The following is a 23,363-nucleotide window of genomic DNA, read 5'->3' as shown; positions in this document are numbered from 1 at the left end:
ATCCGCGCCTATGTAATCTTCACATCATCTGCTTACAAGTGCGGTGAAGTGATGGTTCCTCAATATTTCTTCCGTTCTGCAATCTTGGTTGCAATCTCGACACGATCTTGACAATCGAGGCGCATCAACGGCCCGTTGGCCCCGAATTGCCACCCCCACGCCCGGAAATTCGAGGCAACCTTAGCGGGCCATGAAAGGCCTGCACGCAAACGGAAGAGGGCCGCGCGATGGCTGTCGCGCGACCCTCTTCTGTCATTCGGTTTGTTTTCTTCCTACTTCAACGCGGCGTCGGTGATCTCGTGCGTCCAGGCGCCTTCCGGCTCCTTGGAGATGACCGGATCGGAACCGCCCGAAAGCAGCGACTGCACGGTGCGCTTGTAGTCGGCTTCATCCAGGGCGCCGTTCGAACCGGCGGTCAGCTTGGCCACTTCGCCCATCATGCGCTTCTGGTGCTTTTCGGTCTGGGCACCGGTTGAGTCATTCTCGAGAACGATGTCGGCTGCTTCATCCGGGTTCTGTTCGGCATACTTCCAGCCCTTCATCGAGGCGCGCACGAACTTGACCATCTTTTCCTTGAAGGCCGCATCCTTGAGCTTGTCTTCGAGCACGTAGAGGCCATCTTCGAGTGTCGCCACGCCCTGGTCTTCATACTGGAATGTCACGAGATCGTCCGGCTTGATGCCGGCATCGATGACCTGCCAGTACTCGTTGTAGGTCATGGTCGAGATGCAGGCCGCCTGCTTCTGGATCAGCGGATCGACGTTGAAGCCCTGCTTCAGGACGGTCACGCCTTCCGGGCCGCCGTCCGTCGGGATCTTCAGATGCGACATCCACGACAGGAACGGATACTCGTTGCCGAAGAACCAGACGCCAAGCGTGTGTCCCTTGAACTTGTCCGGGCTGGTGACGCCGCTCTCCTTGAGGCAGGTCAGCATCATGCCCGACTTCTTGAACGGCTGAGCGATGTTGACGAGCGGCACGCCCTTTTCGCGGGTGGCAAGGGCTGACGGCATCCAGTCGACGACGACGTCGGCGCCTCCGCCGGCAATCACCTGCGCGGGCGCGATATCCGGGCCGCCGGGCTTGATATCGACGTCGAGCCCTTCTTCTTCGTAGAAGCCCTTGTCCTTGGCGACGTAGTAGCCGGCAAACTGCGCCTGCGTGACCCATTTCAGCTGCAGTGTCACCTTGTCGGCGGCTTCGGCATGGAATGCTGCGAGCGAAAAGACGCCTGCGGCGAGAAGCGATGCAAGTCTCTTGTTCATGTCAGTTCCCTCTTGTTTTTGTTTCATTGTGTTTGAAGTAGGCAATTCGGGACGGAAAACCGTTTCACACTTTTCCTGGAATTGCTCCACGGTGTTCTCAGGCGCGCCCTCCGCGAATGGAAGGATGCCAGAAGGTGACGGCGCGCTCGATGAGCGCCACCACCCCGTAGAAGGCCGAACCTGCCACCGCCGCGACGGCGATTTCGGCCCAGACCATGTCGACGTTCATGCGGCCCACTTCCGTGGAGATCCGGAACCCCATGCCGACAATGGGTGTCCCGAAGAATTCGGCGACGATGGCGCCGATCAGCGCCAGGGTGGAGTTGATCTTGAGCGCGTTGAAGATGAACGGCCAGGCGGCCGGCAGGCGCAGCTTGACGAGCGTCTGCCACCAGGAGGCGGCATAGGTGCGCATCAGGTCGCGCTCCATGTGGCTGGACGCTGCCAGTCCGGCGATGGTGTTCACCAGCATCGGGAAGAACGTCATGATGACGACGACGGCGACCTTGGACTGCCAGTCGAAGCCGAACCACATGACCATGATCGGCGCAACGCCGATGACCGGCAGCGCCGAGACGAAGTTGCCGAGCGGCAGCAGCCCCTTTTGCAGGAATGGCGAGCGATCGATGAGGATGGCGACGACGAAACCAAGGCCGCAACCGAGGGCATAGCCTGTTAGCACCGCCTTCAGGAATGTCTGGCGGAAGTCTGCCGCCAGTGTTGGCAGCGAGTTGATCAGGCGCTGCCAGATCATCGACGGTGCCGGCAGCAGGACGGAGGGTACGGAAAAGCCGCGCACGATGCCTTCCCAGAGCACCAGCAGGGTGATGCCGAAGAGGAGCGGTACGGCGAAATGTGCGGCCCGGTTGGCGGCTTCGCTTTGAAACCGCTGGCGCACCAGCCATTCGTTGAAGGCCCAGGCCGCAAGCCAGAAGACGACGGCACCAATCAGGATCGGAAGATTCATGGCTTGGCCCCCATGCGCTTCAGGACGGCGGTGTGTGCAAAGCCGACGATCATGACCAGCACCGCCGCAAGCGCTGCCGCCATGAACAGCGCCGACCAGATCTGCACCGTCTGGCCATAATAGGAACCGGCGAGCAGGCGCGCGCCGAGGCCGGCTACGGCACCTGTCGGCAGTTCGCCGACGATGGCGCCGACGAGCGAAATTGCGACGGCAACCTTCAGCGAGGTGAAGAGATAGGGCATCGATGACGGCCAGCGCAGCTTCCAGAAGGCCTGCGCTTGCGAGGCATTGTATGTGTGCATCAGATCGAGTTGGATCGCCTCGGGGCTGCGCAGGCCCTTCACCATACCGACGACCACGGGGAAGAACGAGAGATAGGTCGAGATCAGCGCCTTCGGCAAAAGCCCGGAGATGCCGATCGCGTTGAGGACGACGATGATCATCGGCGCGATGGCGAGGATCGGGATCGTCTGGCTGGCGATCACCCAGGGCATCAGCGACCGGTCCATGGCGCGGTTGTGCACGATGCCGATGGCCAGGAGAATGCCGAGTACAGCGCCGATGCCGAAACCGAGCAGAGTGGCCGAAAGCGTGATCCAGGCGTGATAGACCAGGCTGCGTTTCGAGGTGATCGGCTTGTTGACGGTCGTATCCCAGATCTCGGCGATAACCTGGTGCGGTGCCGGCAGAACGGGGCGCTCCTGCGCCATGGTGTTGTGAACGATCTGCGAGAAACTGATCTCGGTGCCGGCGCGGGCAGCGGTGTCGCGCTCGAACGGCGCGTTCAGGAACACGACTGCAATGTACCAGACCACGATCAACAGCGCGACGACGGTGCCGACTGGCAAGAGCTTGTCCCTGAGGAAGCTTTCTTCTCTCATCGTCATGCCTTTCCGCTTGCCGGCAGCAAAATCAGGCCCATGGCGGCGATGCCGAGCATGACGCCGGCCGCCTGGGTGAGGCTCAGCTTTTCGCCGAAGACGGCAAAGGCAATGATGTTGACGAGAACCAATTGCACGATGGCTGACAACGAGATTGCGAGGCCAAGCCCGCCGTCGCGCATCAGCTTCACCATGATGATGTTGCCGACCATGTAGAGCCCGAGGGCCAGAACCAGCACGCCGACATGGCTGTTGGAGACATAGGCGCGCGAAGCCGTCGCGCCGCCGAGAAAAATGGTCGTGGCAAGCAGCAGCCAGAGGACATAGGCAAGGTTCATGGCCGTACCCCCCGCTCCACGCCAATGGTAGAGAATGTCAGGCAGGCCTTCCTCGTTGTCGCCATCGGTGCGGCTTACGGCAGAGAAGCCCTGGCGTTCGTAGAAGCGCTGGGCGTTGCCGTTTGCCTCGAAGGTCCAGAGGTTCAACTCTGTTGCGGACAGCGACCTCGCGGTCTTGAGCAGATTGCTGCCGACGCCCACGCCGCGGTGGACGTCGTCGACATAAAGCGCCGTTACATAATGATCACTTGAGAGCGCCATGAAGCCTGCGACCCGGTCGTTGCGCTCGGCAACGATCACGGTCCGCTCGGGAAAGACCGTCTCGAGATAATATCGCTCGACGTCGGCATGCTGGTGTATCCGCGGCATCCACGGCGTCGCGTCGATCCAGCGGTTGAGAATGTCGGCGCAGGCACTCATGTCGGCCCGTGTTGCAGGACGGCAAATGGTCGAAGACGCCCCGCTATTCCTCATAGCTGTGCCCCGCTCTCAGGCCCTCGCGCACGCGATGGGCGACCTCGAGAAACTCAGGCGTTTCGCGAATGCCGAGCGGGCGCTCTCGCGGCAAGGGCGATTCGATGATGTCGGTGACGCGGCCGGGGCGAGGGCTCATCACCACGATCCTGGTGGAGAGATAGACCGCTTCGGGAATGGAATGCGTGACGAAACAGATGGTCTTGTTGGTACGGGCCCAGAGCTTCAACAGCTGCTCGTTCAGATGATCACGAACAATCTCGTCAAGCGCGCCGAAGGGCTCGTCCATCAGGAGAAGATCGGCGTCGAAGGCAAGCGCGCGGGCGATCGACGCGCGCTGCTGCATGCCGCCCGACAGTTGCCATGGGTATTTCTTGCCGAAACCGGCGAGGTTGACGAGATCCAGCGTGCGGTCGATGCGCGCCTTCTGCTCCTGCCTGTTGTAGCCCATGATTTCGAGCGGCAGGGCGATGTTCTTCTCGATGGTGCGCCAGGGATAGAGGGCGGCCGCCTGAAAGACATAGCCGTAGGCGCGTTGCCGCCGCGCTTCCTCGGGCGTCATGCCATTGACGGTGATCGTACCGGAGGTCGCCTTTTCCAGATCGGCGATGACGCGCAGGAACGTCGTCTTGCCGCAGCCGGAGGGGCCGATGAAGGAAACGAAATCCCCCTTGGTCACATCCAGATTGACGCCGGTCAGGGCGTTCACCGGGCCGTCGGCGGTCTCGAAGGTCAGACAGAGGTCCCGGGCCGAAACCACGGATGCGGTATTGGACGTCATCGGCGAATACTCATTCTGGCTTGGCTGTGTCAGACTGCTATCCGGACCGGCAACATGCAATCGCGGATTTGTAAGCGGAGCCGTTTGCTGCTGGTTTTTCAGGGAATTCTGGAGAACAGTCATGTCTCGATCATCCAATCCTGGCTGTCGCGTGGTTCGCCCCGGCAGCGGACATGCCGGAAAGCAGGGGCTCAGCTATTTCGAGGGCATCGCGGCGGAAACCGTTGGGGCGACCGGCATCTGCATGCACCTCCTGACAATCCCGCCCGGCGCCCGTGCCAAGGCGCATCTGCACGAGGACCATGAGACGGCGATCTACGTGCTGTCGGGCGAGGCGCACACTTGGTTCGGCGAGCGGCTCGAGGAGCATGCCGTCGTTCGCGCCGGCGAGATGTTCTACATTCCGGCCGGCGTGCCGCACCTGCCGGCAAACCTCTCCGATGCACCCTGTTCGGCCGTGATCGCCCGCACCGACCCCAATGGGCAGGAAAGCGTCGTCCTCTTGCCGGAGCTTGACGCTCTCGTGCCCGGGTGACGCGACCAGCAAACGCGCCGAAGCGTCCCGCCGGTGCGGCGGAACATGTCCGGTGGGACAGAGTGGTGGGAAGACGTGCAGGCCGTGAAGCACGGGGATCACACGCCTGTTGCCGGGATGCCGCTGCGCTGGACGGCGCGGGGGGCGGTGACTTCCTTCCAGGTGGTGAGCGCGGTGCTGACGGCCGGGAACGGATCGCGGCGGACGAATTCGCCATGGCCCTCGCGCGTCTTGACCGTGTTTTCCTCGATGGCGACGACGCCGCGCGTCAGCGTGTAACGCGGCAGGCCCTTTACTTCCTTGCCCTCGAAGACGTTGTAGTCGATCGCCGACTGCTGGTTCTTGGCCGAGATCGTCTTCGACCGCTTCGGATCCCAGACCACCAGGTCGGCGTCGGCGCCGACGAGAACAGCGCCCTTCTTCGGGTAGATGTTGAGGATCTTGGCGATGTTCGTCGACGTGACGGCCACGAACTCGTTCATGGTGATGCGGCCGGTGTTGACGCCGTGGGTCCACAGCATCGGCATGCGATCTTCAAGCCCGCCGGTGCCATTGGGGATCTTGGTGAAATCGCCGACGCCGGAGCGCTTCTGCTCTGAGGTAAAGGCGCAATGGTCGGTCGCGACCACCTGCAGCGAACCGGATGCGAGGCCGGCCCAGAGACTATCCTGGTGCAGCTTGTTGCGGAACGGCGGCGACATCACGCGGCGGGCGGCGTGGTCCCAGTCCTTGTTGAAATATTCGGTTTCGTCGAGCGTCAGGTGCTGGATCAGCGGTTCGCCGAAGACGCGCATGCCCTTGGCGCGGGCTCGGCGGATTGCTTCATGCGCCTGTTCGCAGGAGGTGTGGACGATGTAGACCGGGCTGCCCGCCATGTCGGCGATCATGATCGCCCGGTTGGTTGCCTCGCCCTCGACTTCGGCCGGCGCGAATAGGCATGCGCCTCCGGGCCGTTGTTGCCTTCCGCCAGCAGCTTCGCCTGCAATTGGGCAACCACGTCGCCGTTTTCCGCGTGGACGAGCGGCAGCGCACCCAGGCCGGCACAGCGCTGGAAGGACGAGAACATCTCGTCGTCGTCGACCATCAACGCGCCCTTATAGGCCATGAAGTGCTTGAAGGTGTTGATGCCTTTGTCCCTGACGATGGTCTCCATCTCGTTGAAGACCTGCTCGCTCCACCAGGTGATCGCCATGTGGAAGGAATAGTCGCAGTTGGCGCGGGTCGACTTGTTGTGCCACATATCCAGCGCTTCGAGCAGCGACTGGTTGGGCGAGGGCAGGGCGAAATCCACGACCATGGTCGTGCCGCCGGCGAGTGCTGCCCGGGTGCCACTTTCGAAATCGTCGGAAGAGTAGGTACCCATGAAGGGCATTTCGAGGTGGGTGTGCGGGTCGATGCCGCCGGGCATGACGAAACAGCCGCTGGCGTCGAGCGTTTCGTCGCCTTTGAGGTCCGGGCCGATCTCGATGATCCTGCCGTCTTCAATCTTCACGTCCGCCTTGTAGGTCAGATCGGCGGTGACGATGGTTCCACCCTTGATGACAGTGCTCATTGATTTTCATCCTCGCGATTGTGCTTCCGGTGGCCCTTGGGCCGCCACGAAAAAGGGCGGAACTTTCGTCCCGCCCGCAAACTCATTCGACGATTTCGGCCGTTTCAACGACGGCGTGGAAGAGGACGTCGGCGCCGGCGCCGGCCCACTCCTTTGAGATGTCCTCCGCCTCGTTGTGGCTGAGGCCTCCGACGCAGGGGCACATGACCATGGTCGCGGGCGCGACCTTGGCTGCCCAGCAGGCATCGTGTCCGGCACCTGAGATCAGGTTCATGTGGCTGTAGCCGAGCCTTTCGGCGGCGTTGCGCACGGCAGTGACGAGTTTCGGATCGAAGGTCACCGGTTCGAAGTGGCCGATGGCCTCGACGGAGCAGCCGACGCCGAGCGCATCGGCGATCTCAGGCGCTTCCGCCTCGATCTTGGCGCGCATGCGGTCGAGCTTGGCCTTGTCGGGCGAGCGGATATCGACGGTGAAGACGACCTTGCCAGGCAGCACGTTGCGCGAGTTGGGCGAGAAGACCACCTGACCGACGCCGCCGACGGCGCCCGGCTGGTTTTCCATCGCCACGCCCTGAACCATCTCGATGATCCGCGACATGGCCAGGCCGGCATTGACGCGCATGTTCATCGGGGTCGAGCCGGTATGCGCCTCGCGCCCGGTCAGTGTGAACTCCAGCCACCACAGGCCCTGACAATGGGTGACGACGCCGATATCCTTGTTTTCGGCCTCGAGGATAGGGCCTTGCTCGATGTGATATTCGAAATAAGCGTGCATCTTGCGGGCGCCGACCTCTTCGTCGCCGACCCAGCCGATGCGCTTCAGTTCGTCGCCGAAGGCCTTTCCTTCCGGGTCCTTGCGGGCGTAGGCAAATTCCTGGCTGTGCACGCCGGCAAAAACGCCGGAGGCGAGCATCGCCGGCGCAAAGCGCGCGCCTTCCTCGTTGGTCCAGTTGGTGACGACAATGGGGTGCCTGGTCTTGATGCCGAGATCGTTCATCGAGCGCACGACCTCGAGGCCCGAGAGCACGCCGAGCACGCCGTCGAACTTGCCGCCGGTCGGCTGGGTATCGAGATGAGAGCCGACATACACAGGAAGGGCATCCGGGTCGGTGCCGGACCGGGTGAAAAACATGTTGCCCATGGTGTCGACGCCCATGGTCAGGCCGGCCTGATCGCACCAGGACTGGAAGAGCTTGCGGCCCTCGCCATCCTCGTCGGTCAGCGTCTGGCGGTTGTTGCCGCCGGCGATGCCCGGGCCGATCTTGGCCATGTCCATTAACGTATCCCACAGGCGGTCGGCATTGACGCGCATGTTCTCGCCAGGTGCTGCCACGGCGGTCTCCTCATTTTTTTGGGCGGCACCTTGGGTGGTGCATGCCCCTCACGTTCCCTTGGTCAAATCCAGGCTTGGTTTTTTCTGGTGCCCTTCGATCAGTCGTTGCCTTTGCTGGCGAACTGGCTGATAATTTGACCGGTTGGTAAAACATTACAACTTCCGTTGCGGCACTCAAGTCGGAAAAACAAAAAAACGAAGTTGTTGCCCGAAAAGATGGCGGCGCCGAAATTTGGGCAGATACGACCTGTGCGGATGAACGCGCAGGCACCTGCAGGGGGCGAAATGGTACTTCCGAGAGCGGCCAAGACCCAGAGGCGTACACGCATCCAGGAGGAGAAGGAAGAGCGCATTCTGGAGGCAGCGCTGGAGGTGTTTTCGGCGAACGGCTTTCGCGGCGCGACCGTCGATCAGATCGCCGATGTGGCCGGCATGTCGAAGCCGAACCTGCTCTATTATTTCCGCACCAAGGAAGCGATGCACCGCGCGCTGATCGATCGCGTGCTCGATACCTGGCTTGATCCGTTGCGTGCCTTCGACGCCGAGGGAAACCCGGTTACCGAGATCCGCAGCTACATCCGGCGGAAGCTGGAGATGGCGCGCGATTTCCCGCGCGAAAGCCGGCTCTTCGCCAATGAGGTCCTGCAAGGCGCGCCGCATATCGAAGACGAACTCAAGGGGCCGCTGAAGGAGCTTGTCGATGAGAAGGCGGAGGTCATCCGCGCCTGGACCAAAGCCGGCAAGATCGCCAAATGCGACCCCTACCACCTGATCTTCGCGATCTGGTCGACGACGCAGCATTATGCCGACTTCGACGTGCAGGTGCGCGCCGTGCTCGGGCAGGGCAATTCCGGCGAGGGTCGGTTCGAGGATGCGGCGCGGTTTCTCGAGCGCCTGTTCGTCGACGGGCTGCAGGTGAGCGAACAGCCTGCCGCCTGAGCGCCGTTGGGATCAATCCGGCAGCAATGCCATCAACGCCAGCCCGCAGGCCGTCGTCAGTGCCCCGGCGAGAACCGGCAGGCTGACCCAGCCGTGACCGAGAATGCCCTCAAGCAGAATGATGAAGCTGGGCGTCAGATAGCCGTAGCCGAGCACTTTCGACGATGGCAGGCGCAGGGATGCGTATTGCAGCAGGAGGAAGGTGATCGCGGTGGTGACGACGGCCAAATATGCGACGGCGATCCAGACGATGGCCGGCAGGCTTGGAAAGTCGGTGCTGGCAAGGCCTGCGGCGCCGGGTACAAGCAGCCACGGCACGGTGCAGGCGGCAACCCAGAAGCCGAAGGCGAAGGGGTTTTCCTTGCGGTCGAACTTGCGGATCAGCGGCACGTAGATCGCGTGGCAGATGACGCCGACGAAGAAGATCAGCTCGCCCTGGCCGATGTCGAAGGCGAGGATTGCCTGGATGTTGGCGCGAAAGATCACCCAGACGGCGCCAAGTGCTGCGATGATCAGGCCTGCGAGCACGCCGGGACGGGTGTGCTGGCTGAGCAGTAGAAAGGCAAAGCCCGCGCTCAAGAGCGGCATCAGCGTGAAGACGGCGCCCGTCGACACCGGGTCGGTGAATTCCAGCGCCTTGAACATCGTCAGCATGTAGACGGCGATCAGCCCGCCGAGGATGAGGAAGCGCCACAACTGCCTGGGGATCCGAAACGGCACCCTGGCGTAACCGAAGGTGAGCACGCCAAGCACCACGACGGTCAAGAGATAGCGCCAGAGCGTCAGCGGGCCGGCGCCCATGTGCTGTGCCGCCAATCCGCCGAAGGAGAAGGAACCGGCGATGAGCGCCGAAAAGGTCAGCATCGCCAGATGCGCCTTGAGCTTTTCGACGCCCTTGGCGTGGCTCTGGTGCGCCGTTTTCGGCGAGACATCCTGTTTCATGCTGGCTTCCGGATCCGGTGCTGAAGACTCGAGCGAGCGCCCATACACCTAAGCCGGAGCGGGTGAGGGTTGCAAGGCCTTGGCGATATCGCCGGCATCTTCGACGATCCAGGTTTCGAGGGTCGCCTGGCGTCCGCGAAGGCTGATGTCGAGCCGCTTGTGCGCCTCCATCACCACACCGGCGCGATTGACGAGCTCGGCCGAAACGGCGAGTTGGGCGTCGTGTTCCTTGGCAAGGCCTTCGAGCCGGCTTGCCGTATTGATGGTATCGCCGACGGCAGTCAGAGACGTCGCCTGTCCATAGCCGATCTCGCCGATGATGGCTGGGCCGGCATGCATACCGATCGCGATCCGCAGCGGCTCGTCGAGCTCGCCCTGGAAGGTCTGGTTGAGAGCATCGATGCCCTTGGAAATGCGCACCGCGGCTGCAAGCGATTGCTGGCAGGCCTCGGTAAACGAGTTCTTCAGGCCGAAGATTGCCAGCGCGCCATCGCCGATGAACTTGTCGATGACCCCACCGGAATCCTCCACCGCCTCGCCGACCATCTCGAAATAGCGGTTGAGGAGGAAGACCGTATCGAAGGGCAGCTTATGCTCGGCGATGCTGGTGAAGCCGCGCAGGTCGCAGAAGAGCACGGCGATACGCCGCTCGCGCCCCTCGCCATCCTGGCGCACCAGCTGCTTCTTGATGCCGATGCTGTCGGTATCGAGGATAGGCACGACGGTGACGTTGTGGATCGGACGGAACTGGCAGGCAAGGCGGACATTGTCGGGTGCGCCGATCCGTGTCAGCGTCGTCAGCTCGGCATCTTCCGGCCCCGGCTGGCCTTCGAGACCCTGAATCACGCGCACGCGGCAGGTAGAGCAGCGGCCGCGACCGCCGCAGACCGAGACATGCGGGATGCCGGCGGCGCGGCTTGCCTCCAGCACGCTGAAGCCGAGATTGACGGTGGCGACACGGCCATCGGGGTAGCGCACGCGGATGCGCCCACCCTTGGGCAGGACGCGCAGGGCAAACGTGCCGACGATCAGCCCGGCAAAGCCGAGATAGAGACCGAGCCGGATATTCTCGAGCAGGTCGACATCGAAGGCCGGCTTGGCTTCAGCGCTGTCGCCATAGCCGCCATGCTCCGCATAGACGCGCTCGACCGAGCGGGCGCCGCTGAAGAAGCCGAGAAGCGCGAAGATCGGCACGAGGATCGCGATCGTGTAGAGCAGGACCTCGTAGCGCGGAAACCAGGTCCGTCCGCGCATCCAGAACCAGGCGCCGAGGCAGCCGTGGCTCCAGGCGAGCAAAAGGGCGAGAGATTGGCGAGTGGCATTGGTCCAGCTGGACCAGAGCGCCCGCAGCATGCCGGGATAATCGGCCTCCACTCCGGTCAAAAGCGGTTCGACCCGTGCGGCGGTCACGTGGCCCAGCAGCAGGAAGGGCAGGCTGAGGCCGAAGACGATCTTGAGCGCTTCGCGCATCGGCATGCGCAGCGTCTGGCGGCGATACAGGCTATCGAGTGCCATCATGAAATGCGCAAGCAGCGCACCATAGAGCAGCACCGTGCCGGGCACGCTGTGCCAGACGACGTTGAAGACCTTGCGGCCGGACTCCATGGCATCGATGGAGATCAGTCCGAGCGAATGGTTGAGAAAATGGGCAAGGATGAACGTACCAAGCACTGCCCCGGAAACGAGGTGAATGCGCTTGCGTCTATTGGCGGAAATGATCGTCAAATAGCGAGCCCAGCTCTGCCGGCGAAACACCGGCTTCGGTTATTTCCCCCTTTATTATCCAGATCGCATACGCCGACAACTTACCTTTTCTACACAATCTGTTTCGTTATCGTGTCTTGCGCGTCATTGGCCACTGGCGCTATTCGGCGGGGTTCGGCTGCCAAAGCTCGATCGGGTTGCCTTCGGGGTCGTAGAGCCTGGCGGAGCGGCCGTTCGGATAGGTTTGCGGGTCGGCTGTCACCTCGATGCCCGCAGTACGAAGCTGCTCCGTCATGGCGTCGACGCGGAAGTTCAGCATCCACATCTGTTGGCTTTGGCCGAAACAGTCGGTGTCGCGCTTGAACGGGGCGAAGACGGTGCTGCCGGCGCGTTGCCTCCTTGCTTGGCTTCCGACGCCTCCGCTCGCAACAGGGATAGCCGTTGGCGTCATTCCATCATGGGCGGCAGCCGCGCGGCAAGGGTATCGATGAGCAGCCGCAGCTTTGGCGGCATATATTGGGTTTTCGGCCAGACGACATAGGTGCCGTAGGACAGAGCGGGCACATCGGCGAGTATCTGCACGAGCGAGCCGGAAGCGATGCGGTTGCCCACCAGCCAGCAAGGCAGCCAGGCGATGCCGAAGCCGTCGGCCGCCGCGTCGGCGATCGACGTCAGGTCGTCGAGCCGCAGACGCGCCGGCGGCGTGACGGTCTGCGTCTGGCCGGCCTTCACTGGAAAGGACCAGGCGAGAGGTTGTCCGCTGCGCCGATAGAGGATCGCCTGGTGCGCCGTCAGGTCTTCGATCGTCTCCGGTGCGCCATTCGCTTCGATATAGGCCGGGGAGGCGCACACGGTCATGCGCTGGTCGGCGATCTTGCGCATCATCAGTTCGGGCTCATCCCGTTGCGGGCCGGTGCGGATGGCGAGATCGAAGCCGTCCTCGACAAGGTCGACGTTGCGATCGCTGAAGTTGAGGTCGAACTCCAGCCGTGGATGTTGCTGCAGCAGTTTCGACAGCAACGGCATGATGCATTGGCGGCCGAAATGCACCGGCATCGACAGGCGCAGCCGTCCCTGTATCTCCTGTTTGCCGGATTCCAGCAGCGCCTCGCCGGCTCTGATTTCGCTGAGCGCCCTCTGGCAGTTTTCGTAGAACAGCTGACCCTCGTCGGTCAGGCTCTGGGTGCGGGTGGTGCGATGAAACAGGCGCACGCCCAGCCTTTGCTCCAGCTTGGCGACGGTCTTGCCGACGGCTGAACGCGACAGGTTGAGCCTTTCGGCGGCGGCGGAAAATCCGCCCGCGTCGGCCGCCTCCACGAACACCGAAACGCCGTTCAGGTAGCTCATCTTGTATCCCTCATGGAACCAATATGACGAAATCATATCGCAACTGGAGAGATAATTTCAACGCTATGCTTTCTCCATCAGATCAAATCCGATGAAAGGAAAGACCATGGCGAGACTGATGAAGGAATGGACCATCGATGCGTTCGGCCCTCAGAACCTGAAGCTCACGGAGCGGCCGATCCCACAGGCGGGGCCGGGCGAGGTGCTGGTTCGCACGACCGCCTTTTCGCTCAACTTTCGCGACAAGCTGGTGCTCGAAAACGGCATGGGCATGCCGCTCGTCTTCCCCTTCGTGCCGGGCTCCGACATGGCCGGCGTCGTCGAGGCGGTCGGCAGCGACGTGACGCGCTTTCAGGCCGGCGATCGGGTCATTTCCGTCTTCGACCCCAGCTGGATCGACGGTCAAAAGCCGGGAACGGCCCGTCAACCGACGTCGTTTGCGCTCGGCGGTCTCAATCCGGGCGTTGCTTCGGAATATGTCACGTTCCCGCAAGACTGGTTCGTCCATGCGCCAAAGAGCCTTGACGATGGCGAGGCAAGCACCTTGCCCTGCGCCGGTGTAACGGCCTGGTACGCGCTGGTCGAGAAGGGGCGGCCGAAGGCCGGCGACCGCGTCGTCGTGCAGGGGACGGGTGGTGTCGCGCTGTTCGGGTTGCAGATCGCCAAGGCGCATGGGGCCGAAGTCATCGTCACGTCGGCAAGCCGGGACAAGCTCGATCGCGCCCTCGAGCTCGGTGCCGACCATGGCATCGACCGCCTGTCGGAAGACTGGGTGGAGCGTGTGCTTGAGATCACCGGCGATCACGGCGCCGATCATATCCTGGAGCTTGCCGGTGGCGCCAATCTCGGCCGGTCGCTGCATGCGGTGGCGGTGCAGGGACGGATCTCGGTCATCGGGGTGCTCGAAGGCGCCGAGATCTCGGCGCCGGCGCCGCTGGTGCTGTTGAAATCGCCTGTCATCCAGGGCATCGGCGTCGGCCATCGCCGGGCGCTTGAGGACCTCGTCGCGGCTGTCGATCAAACCGGTCTGAAGCCTGTGGTCGATGCGCGCTATCGGTTTGCGGATTTCCGCGAGGCACTGGCGCATCTCGATCGCGGCGCCTTCGGCAAGGTGGTGGTCGCGGTTTGATCGAACACCAATTCCCGACGCCGCCGGACAAGAATCCGGCGGCGTCGGTTTTGGTCATTCCGCTGCCTGGCGGGCCATCGGATTGTTCGGATGCGTCGTCCAGTTGGCATAGTTCGGATCGACCGGCTTGCCGGTGCGTTGGTCCATGGCGCCTGCCGGCAGTTCTTCCATGGTGATGCAGTTCTCGACGGGACAGACGCTGACGCAGAGGTTGCAGCCGACGCACTCGTCGTCCATCACCTCGAAGTGGCGCACGCCGTTGACGAACTGGGTGATCGCCTGGTGCGAGGTGTCCTCGCAGACGATGTGACAGCGACCGCATTTGATGCAGGAATCCTGATCGATCTTGGCCTTGGCGATGTAGTTGAGGTTGAGGTACTGCCAGTCGGTGACATTCGGCACGGCGCGACCGGTGATGTCGTCGAGGTTGCGGTGACCCTTGGCATCCATCCAGTCGGACAGGCCGGAGATCATTTCCTGGACGATCTTGAAGCCGTAGGTCATTGCCGCGGTGCAGACCTGCACGTTGCCGGCGCCAAGCACCAGGAACTCGGCCGCATCGCGCCAGGTGGTGATGCCACCGATGCCTGATATCGGCAGGCCGTAGGTTTCCGGATCGCGGGCGATTTCGGCGACCATGTTGAGCGCGATCGGCTTGACCGCCGGGCCGCAATAGCCGCCGTGGGTACCCTTGCCGCCGACCGTCGGGTTCGGGGCGAAGTTGTCGAGATCGACGGAGACGATCGAGTTGATCGTGTTGATCAGCGACACTGCGTCGGTGCCGCCGGCCTTGGCGGCGCGGGCCGGCTTGCGGACGTCGGTGATATTGGGCGTCAGCTTGGTGATGACGGGCATGCGCGTGTACTGCTTGCACCAGCGAACGACCATTTCGATATATTCCGGCACCTGTCCGACAGCGGCGCCCATGCCGCGTTCGGACATGCCGTGCGGACAGCCGAAATTGAGCTCGATGCCGTCGGCGCCGGTTTCTTCGACCAGCGGTAGGATCGCCTTCCAGGCCTCTTCCTCGCAGGGCACCATGATCGATGCGATCAGGGCCCGGTCCGGCCAGTTCATCTTGACCTGCTTCATTTCCCGCAGGTTCACATAAAGGTCGCGGTCGGTGATGAGCTCGATGTTGTTGAAGCCCAACAACCGGCGGTCGGCGCCCCAGATCGCGCCGTAGCGCGGGCCGTTGACGTTGACGACAGGCGGTCCTTCCTCGCCGAGCGTCTTCCAGACGACGCCGCCCCAGCCTGCCTTGAAGGCACGCTCGACGTTATAGGCCTTGTCCGTCGGCGGCGCGGACGCCAGCCAGAACGGGTTCGGGGATTTGATGCCGACAAAATTGTTGCGAAGATCAGCCATTGTTCCGTTCTCCCGATCCGTTATGCAACGGCGCTCGCGCGCGGCATGGCCGCGGCGAAAGCCCGGTTGATCGCTTCAGCGGCATCGCGGCCCATGGCGACGGCGGAGACCGTCAGGTCCTCGCCACCCAGCACGCAGTCGCCGCCGGCCCAGACATTGGCGAGCGAGGTCTTGCCTTCGGCATCGGTGACGATGCGGCCGGCTTCGAACGTGAGCGATCCGAGGCCGGACGCCTCGAAGGACTGACCGATCGCCTTGAAGATCTGGTCTGCGGCAATGATACCCGTTTCGCCCGTCGTCGTCAGCTTTCCATCGACGAGCGTAGTGTATTCGAGTTCGATCCCGGCGACCTTGTCGTCCTTGAGCGCGATGCGCTTGGGCTGCAGCCAGTGGCGGATGGTGACGCCCTTGGAGGTGGCCAGGTCCTGCTCGAACTCGGACGCGTTCATGTGCTCCTTGCCGCGGCGATAACAGATCGTCACTTCCTCGGCGCCGAGCAGCTTGGCCTGGACGGCGGCGTCGATGGCGGTCATGCCGCCACCGAGAACCACGACCCGGCGACCGACCGGAATGTCGGCCTTGGTCTTCGACTGGCGAAGGGCGGCGATGAAATCGACGGCGTCGTCTACGCCCTCGGCGGTTTCGCCTTCGAGGCGCAGCGCGTTGACGCCGGCAAGGCCGAGACCGAGGAAGACGGCGTCATATTGTTCGGTCAAATCGCCAAGCGAAAAATCGCGGCCGAGCGCCTGGCCGTGGCGGACTTCGATGCCGCCGATCGACAGCACGTAGTCGACCTCGCTCTGGGCGAAATCGTCGACGGACTTGTAGGCGGCGATGCCGTATTCGTTGAGGCCGCCGGATTTCTCACGGGCATCGTAGATGACGACCTCGTGGCCCTTGACCGCAAGGCGGTGGGCGCAGGCAAGCCCCGCTGGCCCGGCGCCGACGACGGCAACCTTTTTGCCGGAGGTCGCAGCGCGGGTGTAGAACTGCTTGTTCTCCTTCATCGCGATATCGGTCGCATAGCGCTGGAGGCGGCCGATCTCGACCGGACGCTCCTCAGCCGTGTTGCGCACGCAGGCCTGCTCGCAGAGCGTTTCGGTGGGACAGACGCGGGCGCACATGCCGCCCAGGATGTTCTGGTCGAAGATCGTCTTTGCCGAGCCGATGGGGTTGCCCGTCGATATCTGCCGAATGAACAGCGGGATATCGATGGAGGTGGGACAGGCCGTCATGCAGGGCGCGTCATGACAGAAATAACAGCGGTCGGAGGCGACCAATGCCTCGTGCCTGTCGAGGGCTGGATGGAGGTCGGAGAAATTGGTTTCGTAGTCCGCGAGCGGCAGGCGGCCGCCGAGGATCCCAGATTGCGTCGTTCCCATTTTTGGCTCCCAATGTTTTCTCAGGATGATGGAACGGTAACACGCTTTATTTTTTTATCAAACGGTAAAAGTTTGGCATCGAAATGCTGGGAAAGCCTTGCGATCCGGGGATTTGCTGCAGACCTGCCAAGCCATTGTTCTTGACTGCTGTTTGACAGGGCAGGGCAAATAGTGGCAGCAAATCAGAGCGGGATGAGGAAAAGTGTGTGCGGTTTTCCGCCCGCATCCCGCTCTAACTTAGGGGAAGCGATCGCGATGTTTTGAGTTGATTCGACCCAAAACATCGCGATCGCGGGGGAATGGAGAAGTGGCATGGCGCGACGGGCTGAGGCGAACAACAGGCTTGATGATGCTGCCCGCGCGGGCTGGTTATACTATGTCGCCGGCCGTACCCAGGACGAGATCGCCACGGTCATGGGCATTTCGCGCCAATCGGCCCAGCGGCTGGTTTCGCTTGCCATGGCGGAGCGCCTGATCAAGGTCAGGCTCGATCATCCGATTGCCGCATGCCTGGAGGCTGCCGAACGGCTTCGGGAAAAATACGAGCTAAAGCATGTGGACGTGGTTCCGAGCGATCCCGGATCGAGTTCGACCACGGTCGGCATCGCCGAGGCAGGGGCCGCCGAGATCGAGCGCTGGCTCAAATTAACCGAGCCCCAGGTTCTGGCGATCGGTACGGGCCGGACCCTGAAGGCGGCGATCGACCAATTGCCGGCGATGGAATGTCCGCAGCATCGCATCGTGTCCTTGACTGGCAATATCAGGCTCGACGGCTCGGCCGCCTATTACAACGTCATCTTTAGCATGGCCGATGCCGTCAAGGCGCGGCATTTCCCGATGCCTTTGCCGGTTCTCGCCTCCTCGCCGGAGGAGCGCGCGGTGCTGCACAGCCAGAGCCTCGTCCAGGTGGCGTTGAAGCTGGGCGCGGAGGCGAATGTCGCCTTTGTCGGTGTCGGCGAACTCGGCCCCGAGGCGCCGCTTTGCCAGGACGGATTTCTGTCGCAGGACGAGATGGGGCAGCTGACGAAGTCCGGCGCCGCAGGGGAAATCTGCGGCTGGATGTTTGACCACGACGGCGCATTGCTGGCGGGCAGTTTCAACGACCGTGTCGCCTCCGTTCCTCTGCCATCGCGCGACAATGCGTCGGTGATCGGGCTTGCCAAGGGGCGGCGCAAATATGAGGCGCTGAAGGCCGCGCTCAAGGGGCGGATCATCAACGGCATTATCACCGATGAGGCGACCGCCGCCTATCTGCTCAACGCCTGATCGCAGCGTTTCTGCTTGGGAAGGGCCGGCCATGCGCCGGCCCTTTGGCGTTCATATCACCACCTGCTGATAAAAAATCCGCAATCAAAACAGATTCATAACGGCTCTGGTTGCAGCGCAGCAACGAAAGCGGATTGACATTTTTTCACAAGAAGTGAGTAATTGCTCATGAGCAAGGCAAATGCTCAATTTCTTCTGGGAGGAAGTCGATGAATTTGAGAACTTTCCTGCTGAGCACGTGCTCGGCAGTCGCTCTGGCAGGTCTGGCCCAAGCAGAAACGCTGACCATTGCGACCGTGAACAACGGCGACATGATCCGAATGCAGAAGCTGGCGGATGAATTCACGTCCAAGAATCCGGACATTACGCTCGAGTGGGTGACACTCGAGGAAAACGTGCTGCGCCAGCGCGTGACGACGGATATTGCCACCAAGGGTGGCCAGTACGACATCATGACCATCGGCACCTACGAAGTGCCGATCTGGGCCAAGCAGGGCTGGCTTATGCCGCTCGACAATCTCGGCGCCGACTACGACGTCGACGACCTGCTGCCGGCGATCCGCTCGGGCCTGACCATAGACGACAAGCTCTATGCCGCACCGTTCTACGGCGAAAGCTCGATGGTGATGTACCGCAAGGACCTGTTCGAAAAGGCCGGGCTGACCATGCCCGACGCGCCGACCTGGGACTTCATCGCCGACGCGGCGCGCAAGATCACCGACAAGGGCAACGAAGTCTACGGCATCTGCCTGCGCGGCAAGGCGGGCTGGGGCGAGAACATGGCCTTCCTGACCGCAACCGCGAACGCCTTCGGCGCCCGCTGGTTCGACGAGAACTGGAAGCCGCAGTTCGACCAGCCGGAATGGAAGAACGCGCTCGACTTCTACGTCAAGCTGATGAATGACGCCGGACCGCCCGGTGCATCCTCGAACGGCTTCAACGAAAACCTGTCGCTGTTCCAGACCGGCAAATGCGGCATGTGGATCGACGCGACGGTTGCGGCCTCGTTCGTGACCAACCCGAAGGAATCGAGGGTTGCCGACAAGGTGGGCTTCGCGCTTGCACCTGACACTGGCCTCGGCAAACGCGGAAACTGGCTCTGGGCCTGGAATCTTGCCATCCCCGCCGGTTCGCAGAAGGTGGCCGCGGCCGAGAAGTTCATCGCTTGGGCAACCGGCAAGGACTATCTGAAGCTCGTTGCCGACAAGGAAGGCTGGGCCAACGTTCCTCCGGGCACGCGCACATCGCTCTACGCCAACCCTGAGTACCAGAAGGCAGCGCCCTTCGCGAAGATGACGCTCGACTCGATCAATGCAGCCGACCCCAAGAACCCGGCCGTCAAGCCGGTGCCCTATGTCGGCGTGCAGTTCGTGGCGATCCCTGAATTCCAGGGGCTCGGCACAGCAGTCGGGCAGCAGTTCGCGGCGGCTCTTGCCGGTCAGATGACCGTCGACCAGGCGCTTGCCAGCGCCCAGCAACTGACCGAGCGTGAGATGACCAAGGCCGGCTACATCAAATAAGGCTCCCAAGGGCCCGGGGTGCCGGCCGCAAATGGTTGGCGCCCCGGTAATTCCTGGAGGCAGTCAAGGGGCCCACGCGGGTAAACGCGCTGGCCCGACCCGATCTCGAAACAGCGTTGAATTCCGTCATTTGGGGGGACGCCATGGCGACCTTGCACACCCGCTCCGCCGCGCGTTTGATGATCGCGCCCTCGGTGCTTCTGCTTCTGGCCTGGATGATCGTTCCGCTGGCCATGACAATCTACTTCTCGTTCCTGCGCTACAATCTCTTGATGCCGGGAATGGAGGAGTTCGCGGGCTTTTCGAACTACAGCTACTTCCTCACCGATCCCGCCTTCTTCCAGGCGATCTTCAACACGCTCGCCATCGTGCTGGGCGTGCTCTTCATCACCGTCGTCGGCGGCATTGCGCTGGCGCTTCTTCTCGATCAGCCGATGTTCGGTCAGGGGATCGTGCGCATCCTGGTGATCGCGCCGTTCCTGATCATGCCGACCGTCGCCGCGCTGGTGTGGAAGAACATGTTCATGAACCCGGTCAACGGGCTGTTCGCCTGGCTGGCCAAGCTCTTCGGACTGCAGCCCTTCGACTTTCTCGCCAATGCACCCCTGATGTCGGTGATCCTCATCGTCGCCTGGCAATGGCTGCCCTTTGCGACGCTGATCCTTTTGACGGCGCTGCAATCGCTCGATGAAGAGCAGAAGGAAGCAGCCCAGATGGACGGCGCCAGCGCCTGGAGCCGCTTCATCTATCTCGTGCTGCCACATCTTTCTCGTGCGATCACCGTGGTGATCCTGATCCAGACGATCTTCCTGCTCTCGGTCTTTGCGGAAATCCTGGTGACGACCAATGGCGGTCCGGGCACGCAGAGCACGAACCTCACCTTCCTCGTCTATGCGCAGGCCCTGCTGCAGTTCGACGTGGGCGGCGCATCCGCCGGCGGCATCATCGCCGTCATCCTCGCCAACATCGTCGCATTCTTCCTGATGCGCATGATCGGCAAGACGCTGGAGGCTTGATACCGATGGCACGCACTGTCTCCACCCAAAGAAAGATCGTCGTCACGGTCGTCGCCTGGACGATCGGCATCCTGATCTTCTTCCCGATCCTGTGGACGTTCCTGACGAGCTTCAAGACCGAGGCAGAGGCGATCGCCTCGCCGCCGTCCCTGTTCTTCTTCGACTGGACGACGGAGAACTATCATGAGGTCCAGAGCCGATCGAACTACTTCCTGCACTTCATGAACTCGGTCGTCATCTCCTTCGGCTCGACGCTGATCGGCCTGATCATCGCCATCCCGTCTGCCTGGGCGATGGCGTTCTCGCCGACCAAGCGCACCAAGGACGTGCTGATGTGGATGCTCTCCACCAAGATGATGCCGTCGGTCGGTGTGCTCGTGCCGATGTACCTGTTGTTCCGCAACACCGGCCTGCTCGATACCCGCACCGGCCTCGTCATCGTGCTGACGCTGATCAACCTGCCGATCATCATCTGGATGCTCTACACCTACTTCAAGGAAATCCCCGGCGAGATCCTCGAGGCGGCACGCATGGACGGAGCATCGCTGTCCAAGGAGATCATCTATGTGCTGACGCCGATGGCGATCCCGGGCATCGCCTCGACGCTGCTCCTCAACATCATCCTTGCCTGGAACGAGGCGTTCTGGACGCTGAACCTCAGCGCCGCGAAGGCGGCGCCGCTCACGGCCTTCATCGCCTCCTATTCGAGCCCCGAAGGCCTGTTCTACGCCAAGCTCTCGGCGGCCTCGACCATGGCGATTGCCCCCATCCTCATACTCGGCTGGTTCTCGCAGAAACAGCTCGTGCGCGGCCTCACCTTCGGCGCGGTCAAATAAGGGATACGACAATGGGAAACATTACACTCAGAAACGTCTCGAAGGTCTTCGGCGCCCATGCCGTCATCCCGTCGATCGACCTCAATATTGACGATGGCGAGTTCGTCGTCTTCGTCGGCCCGTCGGGCTGCGGAAAATCGACGCTGCTCAGGCTCATCGCCGGGCTAGAGGATGTCAGCGATGGTGAGATCGTCATCGACGGCAAGAACGCCACCGAGCTGCCGCCAGCGCAACGTGGACTTTCGATGGTGTTCCAGTCCTATGCGCTCTATCCGCATATGAGTGTGCGCTCGAACATAGGCTTCCCGTTGAAGATGGCGAACGAGGACAAGGCTGTCATCGACAAGAAGGTGGCCGACGCAGCGCGTGTGCTCAACCTGACCGACTATCTCGACCGCAAGCCTCGCCAGCTTTCCGGCGGCCAGCGCCAGCGTGTCGCCATCGGCCGCGCGATCGTGCGCCAGCCGAAAGCTTTTTTGTTCGACGAGCCTTTGTCGAACCTCGACGCAGCACTGCGCGTCAACATGCGGCTCGAAATCAGCCAGTTGCACCAGGATCTGAAGACGACCATGGTCTACGTCACCCACGATCAGGTGGAAGCCATGACCATGGCCGACAAGATCGTGGTTCTCAACCGGGGGCGCATCGAGCAGGTCGGCTCGCCGCTCGACCTCTATCACAAGCCGGACAATCTCTTCGTGGCGGGCTTCATCGGGTCGCCGCGGATGAACTTCGTTTCCGGTGCGCCGGCTACCGCCTACCAGGCGCACACTATGGGCATCCGGCCCGAGCATCTGGTGCTTTCAACGGAAAACGGCACCTGGGCCGGCACGGTCGGCGTTGCCGAGCACCTGGGCTCGGACACCTTCCTGCACGTCAACGTCGACAATATCGGAACGATGACCGCGCGTGTCAGCGGCGATTTCGCCGTCGCCCACGGGGACCGGGTGTTCCTGACGCCCGACGCCCAGCGCGTCCACAGGTTCGACGACAAGGGACTGGCAGTTCGATGAAACGTCTTCACGGGAAAAGCGCGCTGATCACCGGATCCGCGCGGGGTATCGGTCGTGCCTTCGCCGAAGCCTATGTGCGAGAAGGCGCCACAGTGGCGATTGCCGACATCAATCTGGCGCGGGCGCGTGAGACCGCATCGGAAATCGGCCCGAGCGCCTATGCCGTCGAGATGGATGTGACGCAGCAGAACTCCATCGACGCGGCGATCGCATCGGTTGTCACCGAGGCCGGTGGTCTCGATATCCTCGTCAACAACGCCGCGCTCTTCGATCTCGCGCCGATCGTCGAGATCACGCGTGAAAGCTATGACCGGCTGTTTTCGATCAATGTTTCGGGGACGCTGTTCACGATGCAGGCGGCTGCCAAACAGATGATCGCCCAGGGCAGGGGCGGCAAGATCATCAATATGGCGAGCCAGGCAGGCCGGCGCGGCGAGGCGCTGGTCGCCGTCTATTGCGCCACCAAGGCAGCGGTCATCAGCCTGACCCAGTCGGCGGGGCTGAACCTGATCAAGCACGGCATCAACGTCAACGCCATTGCGCCCGGCGTCGTCGATGGCGAGCACTGGGACGGCGTCGACGCACTGTTTGCCAAATACGAGAACCGCCCGCGCGGCGAGAAGAAGAGGCTCGCGGGAGCGGAAGTCCCCTATGGGCGCATGGGAACGGCCGAGGATCTCACGGGCATGGCGATCTTCCTCGCTTCTGCCGAGAGCGATTACGTCGTTTCGCAGACCTACAACGTCGATGGCGGCAACTGGATGAGCTGAGGCCC

The 23,363-nt window shown here is 62.4% G+C and carries 21 protein-coding genes and 1 pseudogene; 9 read left to right on the top strand and 13 right to left on the bottom strand.

From position 1 onward, the window contains the following. Positions 1-272: 272 nt before the first annotated feature. The 5 genes from BKP54_RS23370 to BKP54_RS23345 all read right to left on the bottom strand — a co-directional run bounded on the left by BKP54_RS23370 (position 273) and on the right by BKP54_RS23345 (position 4,706). Positions 273-1,265 carry an ABC transporter substrate-binding protein gene (locus BKP54_RS23370; protein ID WP_025428124.1) on the bottom strand — a complete coding sequence of 331 codons (993 nt, stop codon included), beginning with the start codon at positions 1,263-1,265 and terminating at the stop codon, positions 273-275. 97 nt (positions 1,266-1,362) lie between these two features. Continuing rightward, entirely contained in the window at positions 1,363-2,232 is an 870-nt protein-coding gene (locus tag BKP54_RS23365) for an ABC transporter permease (protein WP_025428123.1), read from the bottom strand. After that, positions 2,229-3,113, bottom strand: coding sequence for an ABC transporter permease (locus BKP54_RS23360; protein WP_025428122.1), 885 nt, complete (start codon positions 3,111-3,113; stop codon positions 2,229-2,231). The genes BKP54_RS23365 and BKP54_RS23360 overlap by 4 nt, the downstream gene beginning before the upstream one ends. 2 nt (positions 3,114-3,115) lie before the next feature. After that, on the bottom strand, positions 3,116-3,871 hold the full coding sequence (locus BKP54_RS36710; protein ID WP_245317889.1) for a GNAT family N-acetyltransferase: 756 nt from the start codon (positions 3,869-3,871) through the stop codon (positions 3,116-3,118). A gap of 43 nt (positions 3,872-3,914) precedes the next feature. Next, positions 3,915-4,706, bottom strand: a complete 792-nt coding sequence (locus BKP54_RS23345; protein ID WP_025428119.1) for an ABC transporter ATP-binding protein — start codon at positions 4,704-4,706, stop codon at positions 3,915-3,917. Positions 4,707-4,827: 121 nt separating this feature from the next. Between BKP54_RS23345 and BKP54_RS23340 the strand changes: the two genes are divergently transcribed. After that, on the top strand, positions 4,828-5,241 hold the full coding sequence (locus tag BKP54_RS23340) for a cupin domain-containing protein (protein ID WP_025428118.1): 414 nt from the start codon (positions 4,828-4,830) through the stop codon (positions 5,239-5,241). 98 nt (positions 5,242-5,339) lie between these two features. On the opposite strand, the pseudogene hydA reads toward BKP54_RS23340, so the two are convergent. Beyond that, positions 5,340-6,793 (bottom strand): annotated as a pseudogene (gene hydA, locus BKP54_RS23335) (dihydropyrimidinase). 82 nt (positions 6,794-6,875) lie between these two features. Beyond that, on the bottom strand, positions 6,876-8,126 hold the full coding sequence (locus BKP54_RS23330; RefSeq protein WP_128090483.1) for a Zn-dependent hydrolase: 1,251 nt from the start codon (positions 8,124-8,126) through the stop codon (positions 6,876-6,878). Positions 8,127-8,411: 285 nt separating this feature from the next. Between BKP54_RS23330 and BKP54_RS23325 the strand changes: the two genes are divergently transcribed. Further along, entirely contained in the window at positions 8,412-9,065 is a 654-nt protein-coding gene (locus BKP54_RS23325; RefSeq protein ID WP_025428115.1) for a TetR family transcriptional regulator C-terminal domain-containing protein, read from the top strand. A 12-nt stretch (positions 9,066-9,077) separates the two neighbouring features. Here BKP54_RS23325 and BKP54_RS23320 read toward each other — a convergent pair whose 3' ends face one another. The 4 genes from BKP54_RS23320 to BKP54_RS23305 all read right to left on the bottom strand — a co-directional run bounded on the left by BKP54_RS23320 (position 9,078) and on the right by BKP54_RS23305 (position 13,058). Then, positions 9,078-10,007 carry a DMT family transporter gene (locus tag BKP54_RS23320; protein ID WP_051509177.1) on the bottom strand — a complete coding sequence of 310 codons (930 nt, stop codon included), beginning with the start codon at positions 10,005-10,007 and terminating at the stop codon, positions 9,078-9,080. A gap of 48 nt (positions 10,008-10,055) precedes the next feature. Further along, positions 10,056-11,732, bottom strand: coding sequence for an adenylate/guanylate cyclase domain-containing protein (locus BKP54_RS23315; RefSeq protein ID WP_057206555.1), 1,677 nt, complete (start codon positions 11,730-11,732; stop codon positions 10,056-10,058). Positions 11,733-11,871: 139 nt separating this feature from the next. Beyond that, positions 11,872-12,030, bottom strand: a complete 159-nt coding sequence (locus BKP54_RS36705) for a VOC family protein (RefSeq protein ID WP_143347943.1) — start codon at positions 12,028-12,030, stop codon at positions 11,872-11,874. Between the two features lie 128 nt (positions 12,031-12,158). Next, on the bottom strand, positions 12,159-13,058 hold the full coding sequence (locus tag BKP54_RS23305; RefSeq protein WP_025428111.1) for a LysR family transcriptional regulator: 900 nt from the start codon (positions 13,056-13,058) through the stop codon (positions 12,159-12,161). A gap of 106 nt (positions 13,059-13,164) precedes the next feature. On the opposite strand from BKP54_RS23305, the gene BKP54_RS23300 reads away from it, so the two are divergent. After that, complete coding sequence (locus tag BKP54_RS23300) at positions 13,165-14,187, top strand: NAD(P)-dependent alcohol dehydrogenase (protein ID WP_025428110.1); 1,023 nt, start codon at positions 13,165-13,167, stop codon at positions 14,185-14,187. Positions 14,188-14,241: 54 nt separating this feature from the next. On the opposite strand, the gene preA is transcribed toward BKP54_RS23300, so the two are convergent. Both preA and BKP54_RS23290 read right to left on the bottom strand, forming a co-directional pair. After that, positions 14,242-15,555, bottom strand: coding sequence for an NAD-dependent dihydropyrimidine dehydrogenase subunit PreA (gene preA / locus BKP54_RS23295; RefSeq protein WP_025428109.1), 1,314 nt, complete (start codon positions 15,553-15,555; stop codon positions 14,242-14,244). Between the two features lie 20 nt (positions 15,556-15,575). Further along, positions 15,576-16,937 (bottom strand): NAD(P)-dependent oxidoreductase, encoded by a 1,362-nt coding sequence (locus BKP54_RS23290; RefSeq protein WP_057206520.1) that lies wholly within the window; start codon positions 16,935-16,937, stop codon positions 15,576-15,578. A gap of 312 nt (positions 16,938-17,249) precedes the next feature. On the opposite strand from BKP54_RS23290, the gene BKP54_RS23285 reads away from it, so the two are divergent. The 6 genes from BKP54_RS23285 to BKP54_RS23260 all read left to right on the top strand — a co-directional run bounded on the left by BKP54_RS23285 (position 17,250) and on the right by BKP54_RS23260 (position 23,358). Then, positions 17,250-18,203 carry a sugar-binding transcriptional regulator gene (locus BKP54_RS23285; RefSeq protein ID WP_025428107.1) on the top strand — a complete coding sequence of 318 codons (954 nt, stop codon included), beginning with the start codon at positions 17,250-17,252 and terminating at the stop codon, positions 18,201-18,203. A gap of 209 nt (positions 18,204-18,412) precedes the next feature. Continuing rightward, a complete protein-coding gene (locus BKP54_RS23280; RefSeq protein ID WP_084815019.1) occupies positions 18,413-19,723 on the top strand; it encodes a sugar ABC transporter substrate-binding protein in 1,311 nt (436 codons plus the stop codon). 143 nt (positions 19,724-19,866) lie between these two features. After that, positions 19,867-20,739, top strand: coding sequence for a sugar ABC transporter permease (locus BKP54_RS23275; protein ID WP_025428105.1), 873 nt, complete (start codon positions 19,867-19,869; stop codon positions 20,737-20,739). Positions 20,740-20,744: 5 nt separating this feature from the next. Continuing rightward, positions 20,745-21,575 (top strand): carbohydrate ABC transporter permease, encoded by an 831-nt coding sequence (locus BKP54_RS23270; RefSeq protein ID WP_025428104.1) that lies wholly within the window; start codon positions 20,745-20,747, stop codon positions 21,573-21,575. 11 nt (positions 21,576-21,586) lie between these two features. Then, positions 21,587-22,588 carry an ABC transporter ATP-binding protein gene (locus BKP54_RS23265; protein ID WP_025428103.1) on the top strand — a complete coding sequence of 334 codons (1,002 nt, stop codon included), beginning with the start codon at positions 21,587-21,589 and terminating at the stop codon, positions 22,586-22,588. Beyond that, positions 22,585-23,358, top strand: a complete 774-nt coding sequence (locus BKP54_RS23260; protein ID WP_025428102.1) for an L-iditol 2-dehydrogenase — start codon at positions 22,585-22,587, stop codon at positions 23,356-23,358. The genes BKP54_RS23265 and BKP54_RS23260 overlap by 4 nt, the downstream gene beginning before the upstream one ends. The last annotated feature ends 5 nt before the right edge of the window (positions 23,359-23,363 follow it).

The sequence above is a fragment of the Ensifer sp. 1H6 genome, from assembly GCF_001976035.1.
Taxonomy (GTDB): domain Bacteria; phylum Pseudomonadota; class Alphaproteobacteria; order Rhizobiales; family Rhizobiaceae; genus Ensifer; species Ensifer canadensis.
This window is presented reverse-complemented; position numbering and strand designations above follow the sequence as displayed.